Source organism: Pseudomonas sp. B21-032 (assembly GCF_024748965.1).
In the GTDB taxonomy this organism is placed as follows: domain Bacteria; phylum Pseudomonadota; class Gammaproteobacteria; order Pseudomonadales; family Pseudomonadaceae; genus Aquipseudomonas.
Genome location: NZ_CP087180.1, coordinates 3,936,432 through 3,950,044 on the forward strand (window position 1 = coordinate 3,936,432; position 13,613 = coordinate 3,950,044).

Consider the following 13,613-nt stretch of genomic DNA (forward strand, 5'->3'; position numbering starts at 1 on the left):
CCAACCAGCAAACCGATCTGATGCCTCCTGCGCTGAAAACCTGCTGGCCCTCAAGCTGGCGCAACGTGCCCGGCATTGACTACAGCGCGCCGAGCCTCGACCTGCTGGCCCTTGTGCCGAAAGCCGGCGACAAGACCTGGGCGCAGTTCGACCGGCACGATGCTGTGCAGGCTGGCGAGACCGTGCAACTGCTATGGTGCCCGCCGCTGTCCGCCGTCAATGGCTGGAGCGAACAGCCTTCGGAAATTGCCCAGAGCTACTTGCTCAAGGCAAAGGTGCTCTGCAGCAGGGGCGACAGCCATGAACTCGACATCCTTGGCAGCGAGCAACTACTGCCCATGCTCAGGTCGCTGCCACACGAGCAGAGCGCCTGGTCGCTGGGGCAAATCGCTACTGAACAAGGGCCGATCATTGCCCTGGAAGAAGCCTGCTGGAGTGCCAGCGCGGTGGTTGGGGGGCTGACCTACCTGAGTGCCTGCACGCCGTTTGAAGCGCATATGGAACTGCTGCTCGAGGTGACAGGCGATGAGGTTTTCGGGCTGTTCTCGGCGCATGTCGACCCGGGCGGGGCTTTCTATTCGTTAGGCCGGCGCACGCTGGAAGGTCGGGAGCTCATGGCGGTTGAGCAGGCGTTGAAAGTTGCTCGGCCACTCAAAGACCTACACGACAACTACCTGCGAAGCTAAGGGCCTACTGGCCAAGCAACTCCCGCGACATCAACCACTGCGCCTTGCCCCACGCCTCGAACTGCTCGCGCACGCTCCAGCCGCGTTTGGCGTAGTACGCGCTCTGGTCATGGGTGTGCAGGTACAGGGTGGCCACGCCGCGCTCCCGGGCCTGCTGGCAGATTCCTTCAATCAGTTTTTCCGCCAGGCCTTGCCCGCGCGCTTGCGGTTCAACCAGCACACATGCAAGCCAGGGCCCAAGCTCCGGGCGCCCGGGCAAGTCGTCGCGAGCCAGCGCAGCGCCACCGAGCAAGCGGCCGTCTTGCAGCGCCACCAGGCATTGCCAGTCGCCATTGCGCTGGCCCTCGGCAAACTCGCGCTGCCATTGCTTGAGCGGGATACCGGCGTATTCGTAGCTGAACTGCCGGTACAGCCGTTCAGCGAAAGTGTCGCAGTGCTGCATGTGCTGTTCAAGCCATTCCAGGTTCGGCATGTGATGTCCTTTTTTGTATTTTGGCTCAGGCGCCAGAGCGCTCGGGCAACAGGCTACGGTCAAATACGAACGGCGTCTCGGCTTTTGGCGTGTGTTCGAACAGTTGCTGCGGCCGGCCCATTTTCGGGAAGTTCTTTTCGCCGGTGTCGCGAATCCAGCCTTCGTCCTTCATGCGCTCCAGGCGCTTGCGCAGGGAGGTGTTGTTGACCGGGTGACCCAGGCAAGCCTGCACCGCGTTCAAGGCATCGAGCACGGTGAATCGCTCCGGCGCCAGGTACAGCGGCAGGTTGGTGTACACCGCCTTGGAGGCCAGGCGCTCGCAGGCCAGTTGCACCAGCAGGTTGTGGTCGAACGGCAGTACCCGCTTGCGGCCGATGACGCTGGCGACGTCGACAAAGCACAGCTGCTCGCTGCCGGCCTCGACCTGCGGGCCGAGCAAGGCCAGGTAGTAGGTGCTCATCGACCAGCCGCGCGGGTCGCGAAAGGCATTGCCTTCGGTGCCCACCTGTTCCAGGTGACGCGGCAAAATCCGCGCTTTTTCGCTCATCGCCCGGTCCGCCGCGGCCGCCAGGGTGTTGTCCGGGGTGCGGCCGTTGACGATCACCCCCGGCAGCGCCCATTCACCTTCGTGGGGCGCGCGCTCGCGCCGGTACAGCAACACTTGCAGCTGTTTGCTTTCGGGATGCAGGCGCAACGCGACGATGTCGACGCTGGCCAGTACTTCTGCAGCACTCACTGTGGACTCCTATACACCTCAAACTCGTCAACGATGTCGGCCAGGCACCAGGCCGCCGGCAGCGCCTGGCCACTGCGCAGGCCGGCGCGGATCGCCGAGCTGTGCACGCCCAGTTGCTCCTCGGCTACCAGCAGGCCGAAGTCCGCCAGCAGTTCCTGGCCTCGGTAAAAACCCGCGACATTGGCCTGGTTATCCTCGCCGATGACCAGGGCGATATCAGCGCGGGCAATACCGCTGCGCTCGCTCAAGGCACAGAGCACATCATAGCTGTACACCGCCCCGCCCTCGCCGCCCAGCTCGCGCTCCACCGCCGAGCAACTGACCCGCGGGTTATCCAGGCGCGCGATCAGCCGCTGCAACCAGCGCCAGCGCAGGTCGAAGTCGACCATGCGCTTGCCATGGGCATGCCGGTAACTGGGCACCACGAGCACCTGCTCGGCCCACTGCAGCGCCCGGGTGATCACGCTCAAATGCCCGGGGTGCGGCGGGTCAAAGGCCCCACCGTAGACCGCCAGGCGAAACCGTACCGGAGCCGACTCATATATTTCACTATGCATACTATATCCACCATGATTGCTTGTGAAAAAGAAAAAGCGGTTGACATACATATTACACCTAGTGAATTATGTGTCCACACCCAGCGCAGGAGGCACCGCATGAAAATCGCCAGCTTCGATGTCGACGCCCAGAACGGCTTCACCGACAACGCCCCCCATGAGTTACCGGTACCCGGCGGCGCCGAGATCGCCCCGGCCCTCAACGCCATGGCCGAACGCGCCAGCCTGCGCATCGGCAGCAAGGATGCGCACACGCCAAAAGCCGCCTGGGTGGTCGGCAGCCACGCCGAGATGCTGCAGCCGCTGGGCATGGCCAACGCCGACCTGACCTGGGTCAGCCACTGCGTACCGGGCACCCCGGGCTTCGAGCTGCTGGCCGGCCTGCCCGCGCCGATCGACTACGACTTTTTCGTGTGGAAAGGCATCGAGCCCGACCTGCACCCTTACGGCGCCTGCTACCACGACCTGGCCAACCGCCGCTCCACCGGAGTCATCGAATACCTCAAGGTGCACGGCGTGCAGGCGGTGATCGTCGGCGGCCTGGCCCTGGATTTCTGCGTCAAGAACACCGCCCTGCAATTGCAGGCTGCAGGCTTGCAGGTGTTCCTCTATCAACCGGCGTGCCGGGCGATTTGTGCCCAGGGCGGCGCCGAGGCCCTGGCCGAGATGACCGGGCACGGCGTGATCGCCTGCGCCGACCTCACCAGCCTCGACCAGCAACTGAACGCATTCAAGGGAGCATGAACATGAGCGAGAGCGTCTTCGGCCCAAGCATCATCCAGAACCTGCTGGACACCGACTTCTACAAAATCACCATGATGCAGGCGGTACTGCACAACTACCCCAACGCCGAGGTGGAATGGGAATTCCGTTGCCGCAACAGTGAAGACCTGACCCCCTACCTGGCCGAGATCCGCTACCAGATCGAGCAACTGGCCGAGGTCTCGATCACTCAGGATCAACTGGCGTACCTGGGGCGCATCCCCTTCATCAAGCCGGACTTCATCCGCTTTCTCAGCCTGTTCCGCTTCAACCTGCGCTACGTGCACGTTGGCATCGATGACGCCGGGCAATTGGCGATCCGCCTGCGCGGACCCTGGCTGCACGTGATCCTCTACGAGATCCCGTTGCTGGCAATCGTCTCGGAGGTGCGCAACCGCTACCGCTACCGCGAAGTGGTGATGGAGCAGGTCGGCGAGCGCCTGTACCAGAAACTCGACTGGCTCAAGGCCGAGGCTTCGCCTGCGGAACTGGCCGGCCTGCAACTGGCTGATTTCGGCACCCGCCGGCGCTTCTCCTACCGGGTCCAGGAACACGTGGTACACACCCTCAAGCAGGATTTCCCGGGGCGTTTTGTCGGCACCAGCAACGTGCACCTGGCCCGCGAGCTGGACATCAAGCCGATCGGCACCATGGCCCACGAATGGTTCATGGCCCACCAGCAACTGGGCCCGCGGCTGATCGACAGCCAGGTCGCCGCGCTGGAATGCTGGGTCAAGGAATACCGCGGGTTGCTGGGCATCGCCCTGACCGATTGCATCGGCATGGACGCCTTCCTCAAGGACTGCGACCTGTACTTTGCCAAGCTGTTCGACGGCCTGCGCCACGACTCCGGCGACCCGTTGCTCTGGGCCAACAAGGCCATCGCCCACTACGAAAAACTCGGTATCGACCCCAAGAGCAAAACCCTGGTGTTTTCCGATGGCCTGAACTTCGCCAAGACCCTGCACCTGTACCGCGAGCTCAGCCCGCGGATCAACGTCAGCTTCGGCATCGGCACCAACCTGACCTGCGACATTCCAGGTGTTGAGCCGATGAACATCGTGATCAAGATGACCGCCTGCAACGGCGCGCCGGTGGCGAAGATCTCCGACAGCCCGGGCAAGACCCAATGCCGCGACGAGAACTTCGTCAGCTACCTCAAGCACGTGTTCAAGGTTGAAGGCCAGTGAAGGAGCAGCACATGAACAGTCGTCAGATCGAGATTGCCCAGGCCCTGGGCGTGGTGGCGCCCTTCGCAGACGGTGCGGCAGTGGCGAGTGAGATCCGCCAGCGCATCGACTTCATCAAGCAGACCCTGCTCGATGCGCGCTTGAAGGTGCTGGTGCTGGGCATCAGTGGCGGCGTCGACTCGTCCACCGCCGGGCGCCTGGCGCAGCTGGCGGTCGAGCAATTGCGCAGCGAGCAGGCCGACAACGGCTACCGCTTCATCGCCATGCGCCTGCCGCACAACACCCAGCACGACGAGCCCGATGCCCAGGCGGCACTGGCCTTTGTCGGCGCCGATGAGTGCGTGACGGTGAACATTGCCGACGGCGTTCAGGGCCTGGCCGGGCAGTTGCCGCAACTGGCCACGCTTGCCGACGGCCAGCGGGATTTTGTCCTCGGCAACGTCAAGGCACGCCTGCGCATGCTCGCTCAGTACACCCTGGCCAATGCGCGCAATGGCCTGGTGATCGGCACCGACCATGGCGCCGAAGCGGTGATGGGGTTTTTCACCAAGTTCGGCGACGGCGCCTGCGACCTGGCACCGCTGAGCGGGCTGGGCAAGGGCCAGGTGCGGGCCATCGCCGCCGCCCTCGGTGCGCCTGAACACCTGGTACACAAGGTGCCGACCGCCGACCTTGAAGAGCTACGCCCGGGCCTGGCCGACGAGCAGGTCTACGGCGTCAGCTACGCGCAGATCGATGCCTTTTTGCATGGCGAAGAGGTCGATGACGCCGTGGCCACAACCATCATCAGTGCCTACGACAAGACCCGGCACAAGCGCGAATTGCCCAAGGCACCCAAGACAAGTTTCGCTACAATGCCGCCACCTTGAATGGACTCACCGGAGCTTGTTGTGCAACGTCTGATCATCACCACACTGGCAGCCGCGACCCTCACGGGCTGCGCGACGCCTTCCAAGGACAGCCTCGACCAGTACATCGGCAACATGCTCGCCCAGCCGCTGTCGGCCAACAGTTTGTATCGCGAAGGCGATGTGCTGAGTTTCCAGATCAAGGTACCGGCCAACAACGGCCTGAGTGATCGCAGTTTCCAGCTCGAAGCCTCGTGCATCGAGCCGAACGTGGCGATCATGTACCTGGACGCCGACCAGCGTGCCTACTTCAAAAGCACCAGCGGCTATGCCCCACCGCAGCCGATGCCGGCTCGCTACCATGCCACCCTGCTGAATAACCCCAGCTTCGCCCAGGCCTGCAAGGCTCAAGCAAAGCCCGACTGGCGCAAGCTTAAAGGTGAAGAGGGCGAGCCATGGGTGCTGGTCGACCGCAACAGCATCGCCAAAATCGGCGACGAGGTCAGCCTGTGGGCCGCCTTCGACCAGCCGAGCATCCTCCTCGACCTGCCGTACAACGCCCCCTACGCGCAAAAGCGTGAGCATCACCGCTTCAACTGCAGCACCGGCACCTACACCCTGCTGGCCGGCTACGATGTCGATGCCGACAACCGGGTCACCGACGGCATGGTCCCGTCACTGCCCAAGCCCGCGCCTGTGGCCGGCAGCAACGCCGATTACCAGGCGCTGTACGATCTGGCCTGTGCAACGCCGGACAAACTCGCGCAACTGGCGCCGTTCAGCCCGCGCTTCAAGGCACCGATCGTCACCGGGGTGATGCCGCCGGTCAGCCCGTCGGTGATGGTCGCCCTCGAGCGCCTGCAACTGCCCAAGCCGATTCAACCGCTCAGCTACTTGGAAACCGTCGGCACCTCGACCATGAAAGGCAAGACGTCGCCCATGCGCGAAGAGCACTTTCTCTCCGTCGATGCCAACAGCCGCCAGCAAGTGCTGATCCTGCGTGGCAAAGGCTATGAGGCGCAAAAGGTCACCTGGCGCGGATTGATCCCGCTGGTAAGCAAAAGCGACTTTACCGGCATGAGTGAAAGCAGCGCGCTGACCAGCCTGAGCTTCAAGGGTGACTGGAAGACCATGGTGGTGGGCAGCAAACTCAGCTATTCACAGCAAGGTGTGACCAACAACAGCGTGATTGGCCAGTACGACAAGGATCTGAAGATCACCGAGTGCACCGTGCAACAGCAACTGCCGGCCAACACCCTCAACGCCAGCTTGAGTGGCAATGCCAAGGCACTCGACTGCAGCGTAAAGGGTGACGAGTACAAACGCGTGAATCACCTGTTCTACCTGGAAGACTACGGCTACTTCTTCAATGCCAGCACCGACAAGAACGCCTTTTACTACAGCGACCTGCGTCTGCAGACGGTGAAGTGAACCCCTTGGGGCCCTCTCACCTCCAAGCCACGAGTTGATCACAACCCTGGCACAATGATTTGCACCGACGGCGATCCTTGTACAGAATCGCCGCCTTTGCCTCGAAAGGATGCGTGCAATGAAGTTCGAAGGGACTTTCCAATACATGGGCCAACACGGGATCGTCTTCAACGTCTCGCAGATCACCCTCACCGACAGCGAACGCGGGCGCCTGCGTGAGCTGCATTTTGGCGAAGCGAAAAGCGCTCACTATGAAGTGAACAGCAAGGTGGTCGAGGTCTACGACAAGATGCTCGCCAAGAACCTGCCGTGCACCATGATGATCGGCATCTCCAAGCCGTTGACCCGCCAGCAGGGCGACGTGCTCAATGCCCAGCGCACCAAGGTCGCCAACCTCGCCGCCTCGGCCTTCGCCGGCGCCGCCAGTTCCGTCGCCTCGCCCTATGTCGGCGTCCCGGTGGGTGCCGGTGTGCGCATGTACGCCAACGAAATCCTGCCCACCTACCATGCCGGCGACGTGCTGGTCAGCATTGAAGCGCGGGTCAACGGCGGCATCGGCCCGCAAAGCACCCTTTCGACCCTGATCATCAAGACCTGAGTGGAGCCGCACATGTCCGAGATTACCCAGCTGGTTCTGGCCCTGGTGCTGTTCTTTTTGCTTGATCGCTTTCTCAAGCCCTACCCGCTGCGCAAGTGGCTGGGCCTGGCGCTGGTGGCCGCTGGCGCGGTCGGCTGCGTAGCGGCAAGCCAGGCCCGCCTGCTGGGGGCTGACCTGGGGCTGCTGTCGATCTTCGCCGTCGCCTTGGGTGTAGGGCTGTTCCTCAAACGTCGTCGGTTTGCGCCGGTTGGCTGAGCGTTTCCTGGGGCTGATCGCTAATTTGGGATCGGTCCTACCTTGATACCGGAGTAGTACGACATACGCCCGAAATTGATTTGGGCATCTTTCCCTGCACGTCGATGAGGTGCGCCTGGCGCGTCTGTATTACACAGGGAAGGTTGTTGTGCAGATCGAAAAAACCTATGAGTACGCCGGCAACTTCGGCATTGTTTTCCACGCCTCGCACATTGTGGTCCTGCCGGAAGATCGCACGAGGCTGCGCGAGTTGCATATCAGCGAGGCGAAGGGGGCGCACTACCAAGTCAACACAATGCTCGTGGCGCTCTACGACAGAATGCAGGCCGGTAATCGTGTTTGTGAGATGAGAGTCGCTGTTTCTCGAGCGTTGAGCCGTCAGCAGGCGGATAGGTTGAACGACCAACGTCACACAGTGATAACTACTTTAGCCTCAGGCTTTGGTGGCTTAACCACTTGGCTGAGCAATCCATTGTTTGGAAAAGCCACCAACTCTGAATCAGGCGACTTCATAAAAGGCCGCTTACCCACCTACCATGCTGGAGATGTCATCGTCAGCCTCCAAGCTTCGGTCAGTGGCGGCTTTGGCCCTCAACGTTCAGCTTCCTCAATGATCATCGAAAGTCGAGGCTGAAAAAGACCATGTCAGAGTCCAATCAATTCTTCCTCGTCCTGGCGTTTTTCATCCTCATAGACCGTCTGATCAAGCCCTACAGGCCACGAAAATGGCTCGGTCTTACCTTCCTGGGTGGCGGCTTGCTTGGCAGGTTAACGCTGACCGAAAGCCATTGGCTTGGCTTTGACTTGCACCTCGTTTCACTCTTTGCCGTTGTCGGTGGGCTGGAGCTGTTCTTCAGGCGCCACCGATTCAATCCCGAACGCTGGGCCTGAGCAGGGTGTAAGCCATGTCTGCAATTACACAAATGTGCTTCGCAATGATCCTGATGTCCGTGGTGGACCACTGCCTGAAACCTTACCCGATCAGAAAGTGGCTGGGGATTTCGCTTTGGGCGGGCGGCACTTATGGTCTGTTCGCATTCCCTGACACGTACTGGTACGGACTGGACATCTGGCTGGTGTCATTGCTCATCTCAGGTTCCGGCTCCAGTTTATTCTTCAGGCGTCGCAGGTTTGACCACCTGGACTAAATGGCTCTTTACCCGCACCGCTCTGCGCCCTAAGCTGTCCCCTCCCCCATCTCCCCGAGGTATTCGTCCAATGCGCCATTAATGCCGCCGTCTTTGCGACGGCCAGTCTTCAGCCCCTTTGCGGGGGACGTCGCGGGCATTTCTTGGAGTTTTGCATGACGAATACGTCGATCCTGACGCTGGACAGCGTCACCCTGGCCTTGCCGGATGGCCGGCTTTTGTTTTCCGATCTTGTCGAGACCTTCGACCAGCGCCGCACCGGCCTGGTCGGTCGCAATGGCGTGGGCAAGTCGTTGCTGGCGCAAGTTTTGGCCGGGCGCTTGCCGCCCAGCGAAGGCCGCTGTTTGCGTCGTGGCCGGGTGCACTATGTGGGTCAGCATCTGAGCGATGCCGACGCCACAGTGGCGGACCTGGCCCAGGTGCGCGAGGTGATCGATGCCTTGCTGCGCATCGAGGCCGGCAGCACCCAAGACGCGGACTTCGATTGCGTCGGCGAGCGCTGGGACATTCGCGAACGCCTGCAGGCGCAGCTTGATCTGCATGGCCTGGGGCAACTGAACTGGGCGCACTGTGCAGCGACGCTGAGCGGCGGCCAGGCGATGCGCGTGGCGCTGCTCGGGGCCTTTGTCAGTGATGCCGATTACCTGATTCTCGACGAACCCAGCAACCATCTGGACACCACCAGCCGGGAGGCGCTGATGACCCTGCTCGAGGGCTGGAATAAGGGCCTGCTGGTGATCAGTCATGACCGCGCGCTGCTTGAGCGCATGGAGCGCATCGTCGAACTCTCGCCCCTGGGCCTGAGCAGCTACGGCGGTAATTACAGCGTCTACGCCCAGTGCAAAAGCGCGCAGACCGAGCAGGCCGAACGCACCCTGGAACGCCTCAAGCTCGAACGCCAGCGCCAGGCCCGCGAGCTACAGCAACAGCGCGAGCGCCTGCAGCGCCAGCAGTCGCGCGCCAGCAAGGCTGCGCGTTCGGCCAATCAGGCGAAGATCCTTCTCGACCGCCAGCAGCAACGCAGCGAAACCACCGCTGGCAAGCAGCAGCGTGATCATCAGGCGGCGCGCCAGGCGCTTAACGCACAGGTGCGCGATGCGGCGCAGCAGGTTGAATCTGCCTGCCCGATCGTGATCCATGCGCCCGCGCCGCTACAACCGAGCGGCAGTCAGGTAGTCGTACTTCAAGACCTGCAATTGCCCTTCGCCCACCAAGGCCTGGTCGATCTCAGCCTGTATAGCGGCGAACGCCTGGGCCTGGTCGGCGCCAATGGCAGCGGTAAATCCACCTTGCTCAAGGTACTGGCCGGGCAATTGGCGCCGGCCGCGGGGACGTGTGAAGTACGCAGCGAAGTCGCCTTGCTCGACCAGCACTGCAGCCTGCTGCCCGCCGGGCAATCGGTGCTCGACTACCTGCGCAGCGCCAGCGCCAACCCGGATGAAAGCCTGCTGCGTACGCGCCTGGCGCAACTGGGCCTGGGCGCCGAGCGCATCAGTTTGCCCAGCGGCGTGCTCAGCGGCGGCGAACGGCTCAAGGCAACCCTGGCCGGGGTGCTGTACCGCGACACCCCGGTGGGCCTGCTGTTGCTCGACGAGCCGAGCAACCACCTCGACCTGCCCTCCCTCGCTGCCCTTGAAGCGATGCTGCGCCAGTATCGTGGGACCTTGCTGGTTGCGTCCCACGACTGGGTATTCATGCAGCAACTGGTGCTGGACGGCTACCTGCAGCTGGACGAAGGCTCAGAACTGCACATCCGCGCTTGATTGCAGACGGGCAAAGGCGCCGCCCAGGGTCAGGTTGTGGTGGGCGATGATCGCCTCGGCGGGCAAGCCTGGGGTGTCCATGCAGGTGTGGGCATCGCTGACCAGTACGACGTTGAAGCCAAGCTCGCGGGCAACCCGGCAGTTGGTGTCGACGCAGTACTGGGTCTTGAGGCCGACGATGACCAGTTCATCAATACCGGCTTCGCGCAGCTGATCGGCCAGCGAGGTAGCAAAGAAGGCACTGGGCCGGGTTTTATCGAAGACCGTGTCCCGCGCGGGGTCGATCGCCAGGGCCGGCAACAACTGCCACGCGGGGCTGCCGGCGGCAATCGGCGAACCTTCGGGCCCGGTGTGGCGAACCGCAAAAACCGGGGCCTGGGTGTTATGCGCAACGCCGATCAGGCTGTTGATCCGGTTGAGCACCTGCTCACCCTGCCAGGGTTGTTCGGGGCCGTGGAACAAACCCACTTGCATATCCAGGACCAGCAGTGCGCGTTTTGCTTGCATCTTCATCTCCGTGTGATTGGCCAGCCCGGACGGAGAAAAGACAAGGCCCCGTCCATTGCTGGCGGGGCCTTGGATTACCTGCTGCCTAAGGTTAAGCAGCCGTACCCGCCCCGCGTATAGCGGTGGTAGTGGTACGCGACGAGGTCAGCAGGCAAATCTTCATAGCTCGATAATGCGCCCGGGCCAGGCAGTGGTCAACGCTTGTTTTCCTCGGCCAGGCCCAGGTGATCCAGCGGCAACGGGCCGTGCGCCTTGACGGTCTGGATGGCGAAGTTGCTGCGGATATCGCTGACGCCGGGCAATTTGAGCAAGGTATCGATGAGAAAGCGCTCATAGCTGCGCAGGTCCGGCACCACCACTTGCAAAAGGAAGTCCGACTCGCCGGACACCAGGTGCGCGGCGATTACCTGCGGTAGCGCCAGCACCGCCTGCTGAAAGGCCTGGGCGGCCGGCTCGTGGTGGCGCTCGACCTTGACCCCGACGAACACGGTCAGGCCCAGGCCGACTTCATCGCGGTCCAGTTGCGCGGCGTAGCCCTTGATCAGCCCCGCCTCTTCCAGCAGACGCACCCGGCGCAGGCACGGCGACGGCGACAGGCCAATGGCTTCAGCCAGCTCGACATTGCTCAGGCGGGCATTGCGCTGCAAAGCTTCGAGAATCTTGCGATCAAAAGCGTCGAGGGTGAGTTTTGGCATGATCTTAATTCTGAACGGTAGATCGTGGCAGTTTATAGCAATACACCCGGGCAAACACGCAACAATCGCAAGCACCTGCCAGGCCTTTCGCGCTTAGAATTTTCTCGTCCCGTTATTTGCGCAGGAGCCCGTCATGTCTCAATACAGCCTGTTTTGCGCCGCCTTGCTGGTGGTCTACCTGGTGCCCGGCCCGGACATGTTCCTGCTGCTTAATACCGGCGCCAGCCAGGGCAAGCGCCAGGCCCTGGTGACCGCCCTGGGCCTGGCGCTTGCCCGCGCGGCGCACGTAAGCCTGGCGGCACTGGGCCTGGCCGCCCTGCTACATAGCCACCCCTGGGCGTTTGACCTGCTGAGCATTGCCGGCGGTATTTACCTGGCCTGGCTCGGCTGGCAATTGCTCTGCGCCCCGGTTGCGCCGCTGCCGCCACGTCACAGCGGGGTGCAGCAGCGCGAGCACTGGCAGGCGGCATTGCGCCAGGGCCTGTTGACCAACCTGCTCAACCCCAAGGCGCTGCTGTTCTGCTCGGTGCTGTTGCCGCAGTTCATCGACCCGCACGGCGCTGCGGTCGGCCAGCAGTTTGCCGTGCTCGGCACGGTGCTGGTGGTGGTCGGCCTGGGTTTTGACGGGCTCTATGCCCTGAGTGGCGATCGCCTGGGGCGCTGGCTGGCTGCCAGCCCCTGGAAGCAGAAACTGCAGAACCGCGTGTTCGGCACCCTGCTGATCGGCTTCGGCATGCGTCTGGCACTGCTGCGCCAGCTCGGTGGCTGAAGATTTTCACTGCGACCAAGGTCCAATCTATGACTGGGCGTTCCCGATCTGCACGGGATGTATTATCGTGGCCGAGTGCGCAATAAGAACCGCCTGCCTGAGCAGGCATCTGCAACCGAATCGAGGGTGCCATGAGTAACGAAAGCATTAACTGGGACAAGCTGGGCTTCGACTACATCAAGACCGACAAGCGCTACCTGTCCTATTTCCGTAACGGCGAGTGGGACAAGGGCACCCTGACCGAAGACAACCAGCTGCACATCAGCGAAGGCTCGACCGCGCTGCATTATGGCCAGCAATGCTTCGAGGGGATGAAGGCCTACCGCTGCAAGGACGGCTCGATCAACCTGTTCCGCCCGGACCAGAACGCCCTGCGCATGCAGCGCAGCTGCGACCGCCTGCTGATGCCGCAGGTGCCGACCGAACAGTTCATCGACGCCTGCAAGCAAGTGGTCAAGGCCAACGAGCGTTTCATTCCGCCGTATGGCAAAGGTGCGCTGTACCTGCGTCCGTTCGTCATCGGCGTGGGCGACAACATCGGCGTGCGGACCGCGCCGGAGTTCATCTTCTCGATCTTCGCCATCCCGGTCGGCTCGTACTTCAAGGGCGGCATGACCCCGCACAAGTTCCTGATTTCCGACTACGACCGCGCCGCGCCACAAGGCACCGGCGCTGCCAAGGTCGGCGGCAACTACGCGGCCAGCCTGCAACCGGGCTACAAGGCCAAGCAAGCCGGCTTTGCCGACTGCATCTACCTTGACCCGCTGACCCACACCAAAATCGAGGAAGTCGGCTCGGCCAACTTCTTCGGCATCACCGCCAACAACGAGTTCATCACGCCGAAGTCGGCCTCCGTGCTGCCGGGCATTACCCGCCTGTCGCTGATGGAACTGGCGCAATCGCGCCTGGGCCTGAAGGTCATCGAAGGCGACGTGCTGATCAACAACCTGGACCGCTTCGTCGAAGCCGGCGCTTGCGGCACCGCTGCGGTGATCACCCCGATCGGCGGCATCCAGTATGGCGACAAGCTGCACGTGTTCTACAGCGAAACCGAGGTTGGCCCGGTTACCCAGAAGCTCTACAACGAGCTGACCGGTATCCAGAGCGGCGACATCGAAGGCCCGGCGGGCTGGATCGTCAAGGTCGCCTGATGCGCTGAACCGCCATCGCGGGTCAAGGCGATCCGACTTGACCCG

18 protein-coding genes are annotated in these 13,613 nt (G+C 62.5%); 13 read left to right on the forward strand and 5 right to left on the reverse strand.

Translation table 11 applies throughout. The features are described 5' to 3' along the window. Positions 1 to 20 precede the first annotated feature (20 nt). Positions 21 to 686 (forward strand): hypothetical protein, encoded by a 666-nt coding sequence (locus tag LOY54_RS18070; protein WP_258607475.1) that lies wholly within the window; start codon positions 21 to 23, stop codon positions 684 to 686. A 4-nt stretch (positions 687 to 690) separates the two neighbouring features. Here the strand turns inward: LOY54_RS18070 and LOY54_RS18075 are convergent, their stop codons facing one another. Genes LOY54_RS18075 through LOY54_RS18085 form a run of 3 tightly spaced genes read right to left on the reverse strand, consistent with a single transcriptional unit; the run spans position 691 to position 2,451 of the window. Next, positions 691 to 1,158 carry a GNAT family N-acetyltransferase gene (locus LOY54_RS18075; protein WP_093381044.1) on the reverse strand — a complete coding sequence of 156 codons (468 nt, stop codon included), beginning with the start codon at positions 1,156 to 1,158 and terminating at the stop codon, positions 691 to 693. A 25-nt stretch (positions 1,159 to 1,183) separates the two neighbouring features. Next, positions 1,184 to 1,894: an NrtR DNA-binding winged helix domain-containing protein gene (locus LOY54_RS18080; RefSeq protein WP_093381042.1), complete on the reverse strand. Its 711-nt coding sequence runs from the start codon at positions 1,892 to 1,894 to the stop codon at positions 1,184 to 1,186. Continuing rightward, the gene (locus LOY54_RS18085) at positions 1,891 to 2,451 is read right to left on the reverse strand and encodes an adenylyltransferase/cytidyltransferase family protein (RefSeq protein WP_258607477.1); all 561 of its coding nucleotides are present in this window, start codon (positions 2,449 to 2,451) and stop codon (positions 1,891 to 1,893) included. Before LOY54_RS18085 ends, LOY54_RS18080 begins: the two co-directional genes overlap by 4 nt. 99 nt (positions 2,452 to 2,550) lie before the next feature. On the opposite strand from LOY54_RS18085, the gene LOY54_RS18090 reads away from it, so the two are divergent. The 10 genes from LOY54_RS18090 to LOY54_RS18135 all read left to right on the forward strand — a co-directional run bounded on the left by LOY54_RS18090 (position 2,551) and on the right by LOY54_RS18135 (position 10,446). Continuing rightward, a complete protein-coding gene (locus tag LOY54_RS18090) occupies positions 2,551 to 3,195 on the forward strand; it encodes a nicotinamidase (protein WP_258607478.1) in 645 nt (214 codons plus the stop codon). A 2-nt stretch (positions 3,196 to 3,197) separates the two neighbouring features. Then, complete coding sequence (gene pncB / locus LOY54_RS18095) at positions 3,198 to 4,403, forward strand: nicotinate phosphoribosyltransferase (protein ID WP_045194661.1); 1,206 nt, start codon at positions 3,198 to 3,200, stop codon at positions 4,401 to 4,403. 11 nt (positions 4,404 to 4,414) lie between these two features. Continuing rightward, positions 4,415 to 5,272 (forward strand): ammonia-dependent NAD(+) synthetase, encoded by an 858-nt coding sequence (nadE, locus tag LOY54_RS18100; RefSeq protein ID WP_258607479.1) that lies wholly within the window; start codon positions 4,415 to 4,417, stop codon positions 5,270 to 5,272. Between the two features lie 21 nt (positions 5,273 to 5,293). Further along, positions 5,294 to 6,682 carry a hypothetical protein gene (locus LOY54_RS18105; protein ID WP_258607480.1) on the forward strand — a complete coding sequence of 463 codons (1,389 nt, stop codon included), beginning with the start codon at positions 5,294 to 5,296 and terminating at the stop codon, positions 6,680 to 6,682. A 118-nt stretch (positions 6,683 to 6,800) separates the two neighbouring features. Beyond that, positions 6,801 to 7,280, forward strand: a complete 480-nt coding sequence (locus LOY54_RS18110) for a hypothetical protein (protein ID WP_258607481.1) — start codon at positions 6,801 to 6,803, stop codon at positions 7,278 to 7,280. Positions 7,281 to 7,292: 12 nt separating this feature from the next. Continuing rightward, positions 7,293 to 7,535, forward strand: coding sequence for a hypothetical protein (locus LOY54_RS18115; protein ID WP_093381029.1), 243 nt, complete (start codon positions 7,293 to 7,295; stop codon positions 7,533 to 7,535). Between the two features lie 148 nt (positions 7,536 to 7,683). Then, positions 7,684 to 8,169 (forward strand): hypothetical protein, encoded by a 486-nt coding sequence (locus LOY54_RS18120; protein WP_258607482.1) that lies wholly within the window; start codon positions 7,684 to 7,686, stop codon positions 8,167 to 8,169. 8 nt (positions 8,170 to 8,177) lie between these two features. Then, on the forward strand, positions 8,178 to 8,426 hold the full coding sequence (locus tag LOY54_RS18125) for a hypothetical protein (protein WP_093381016.1): 249 nt from the start codon (positions 8,178 to 8,180) through the stop codon (positions 8,424 to 8,426). A gap of 14 nt (positions 8,427 to 8,440) precedes the next feature. Then, complete coding sequence (locus LOY54_RS18130; RefSeq protein ID WP_258607483.1) at positions 8,441 to 8,683, forward strand: hypothetical protein; 243 nt, start codon at positions 8,441 to 8,443, stop codon at positions 8,681 to 8,683. 155 nt (positions 8,684 to 8,838) lie between these two features. Next, positions 8,839 to 10,446: an ABC-F family ATP-binding cassette domain-containing protein gene (locus LOY54_RS18135; RefSeq protein ID WP_258607484.1), complete on the forward strand. Its 1,608-nt coding sequence runs from the start codon at positions 8,839 to 8,841 to the stop codon at positions 10,444 to 10,446. Here LOY54_RS18135 and LOY54_RS18140 read toward each other — a convergent pair. Next, the gene (locus LOY54_RS18140; protein WP_258607485.1) at positions 10,423 to 10,953 is read right to left on the reverse strand and encodes a cysteine hydrolase family protein; all 531 of its coding nucleotides are present in this window, start codon (positions 10,951 to 10,953) and stop codon (positions 10,423 to 10,425) included. The genes LOY54_RS18135 and LOY54_RS18140 overlap by 24 nt on opposite strands. A 194-nt stretch (positions 10,954 to 11,147) precedes the next feature. Beyond that, positions 11,148 to 11,648 (reverse strand): Lrp/AsnC family transcriptional regulator, encoded by a 501-nt coding sequence (locus LOY54_RS18145; protein ID WP_045194685.1) that lies wholly within the window; start codon positions 11,646 to 11,648, stop codon positions 11,148 to 11,150. Positions 11,649 to 11,781: 133 nt separating this feature from the next. Here LOY54_RS18145 and LOY54_RS18150 point away from each other — a divergent pair, with 133 nt between their 5' ends. Together LOY54_RS18150 and LOY54_RS18155 are read left to right on the forward strand one after the other, a co-directional pair. Beyond that, the gene (locus LOY54_RS18150; RefSeq protein WP_258607486.1) at positions 11,782 to 12,417 is read left to right on the forward strand and encodes a LysE family translocator; all 636 of its coding nucleotides are present in this window, start codon (positions 11,782 to 11,784) and stop codon (positions 12,415 to 12,417) included. A gap of 131 nt (positions 12,418 to 12,548) precedes the next feature. Beyond that, positions 12,549 to 13,568, forward strand: a complete 1,020-nt coding sequence (locus tag LOY54_RS18155; RefSeq protein ID WP_093381010.1) for a branched-chain amino acid aminotransferase — start codon at positions 12,549 to 12,551, stop codon at positions 13,566 to 13,568. The last annotated feature ends 45 nt before the right edge of the window (positions 13,569 to 13,613 follow it).

Excerpts from the sequence above, each read along its gene's own strand:
- LOY54_RS18070 (WP_258607475.1), top strand. The coding sequence starts at position 21 with ATGCCTCCTGCGCTGAAAACCTGCTGGCCCTCAAGCTGGCGCAACGTG.
- LOY54_RS18075 (WP_093381044.1), bottom strand. The coding sequence starts at position 1,158 with ATGCCGAACCTGGAATGGCTTGAACAGCACATGCAGCACTGCGACACT.
- LOY54_RS18085 (WP_258607477.1), bottom strand. The coding sequence starts at position 2,451 with ATGCATAGTGAAATATATGAGTCGGCTCCGGTACGGTTTCGCCTGGCG.
- LOY54_RS18090 (WP_258607478.1), top strand. The coding sequence starts at position 2,551 with ATGAAAATCGCCAGCTTCGATGTCGACGCCCAGAACGGCTTCACCGAC.
- pncB (WP_045194661.1), top strand. The coding sequence starts at position 3,198 with ATGAGCGAGAGCGTCTTCGGCCCAAGCATCATCCAGAACCTGCTGGAC.
- nadE (WP_258607479.1), top strand. The coding sequence starts at position 4,415 with ATGAACAGTCGTCAGATCGAGATTGCCCAGGCCCTGGGCGTGGTGGCG.
- LOY54_RS18110 (WP_258607481.1), top strand. The coding sequence starts at position 6,801 with ATGAAGTTCGAAGGGACTTTCCAATACATGGGCCAACACGGGATCGTC.
- LOY54_RS18115 (WP_093381029.1), top strand. The coding sequence starts at position 7,293 with ATGTCCGAGATTACCCAGCTGGTTCTGGCCCTGGTGCTGTTCTTTTTG.
- LOY54_RS18125 (WP_093381016.1), top strand. The coding sequence starts at position 8,178 with ATGTCAGAGTCCAATCAATTCTTCCTCGTCCTGGCGTTTTTCATCCTC.
- LOY54_RS18130 (WP_258607483.1), top strand. The coding sequence starts at position 8,441 with ATGTCTGCAATTACACAAATGTGCTTCGCAATGATCCTGATGTCCGTG.
- LOY54_RS18135 (WP_258607484.1), top strand. The coding sequence starts at position 8,839 with ATGACGAATACGTCGATCCTGACGCTGGACAGCGTCACCCTGGCCTTG.
- LOY54_RS18140 (WP_258607485.1), bottom strand. The coding sequence starts at position 10,953 with ATGCAAGCAAAACGCGCACTGCTGGTCCTGGATATGCAAGTGGGTTTG.
- LOY54_RS18145 (WP_045194685.1), bottom strand. The coding sequence starts at position 11,648 with ATGCCAAAACTCACCCTCGACGCTTTTGATCGCAAGATTCTCGAAGCT.
- LOY54_RS18150 (WP_258607486.1), top strand. The coding sequence starts at position 11,782 with ATGTCTCAATACAGCCTGTTTTGCGCCGCCTTGCTGGTGGTCTACCTG.
- LOY54_RS18155 (WP_093381010.1), top strand. The coding sequence starts at position 12,549 with ATGAGTAACGAAAGCATTAACTGGGACAAGCTGGGCTTCGACTACATC.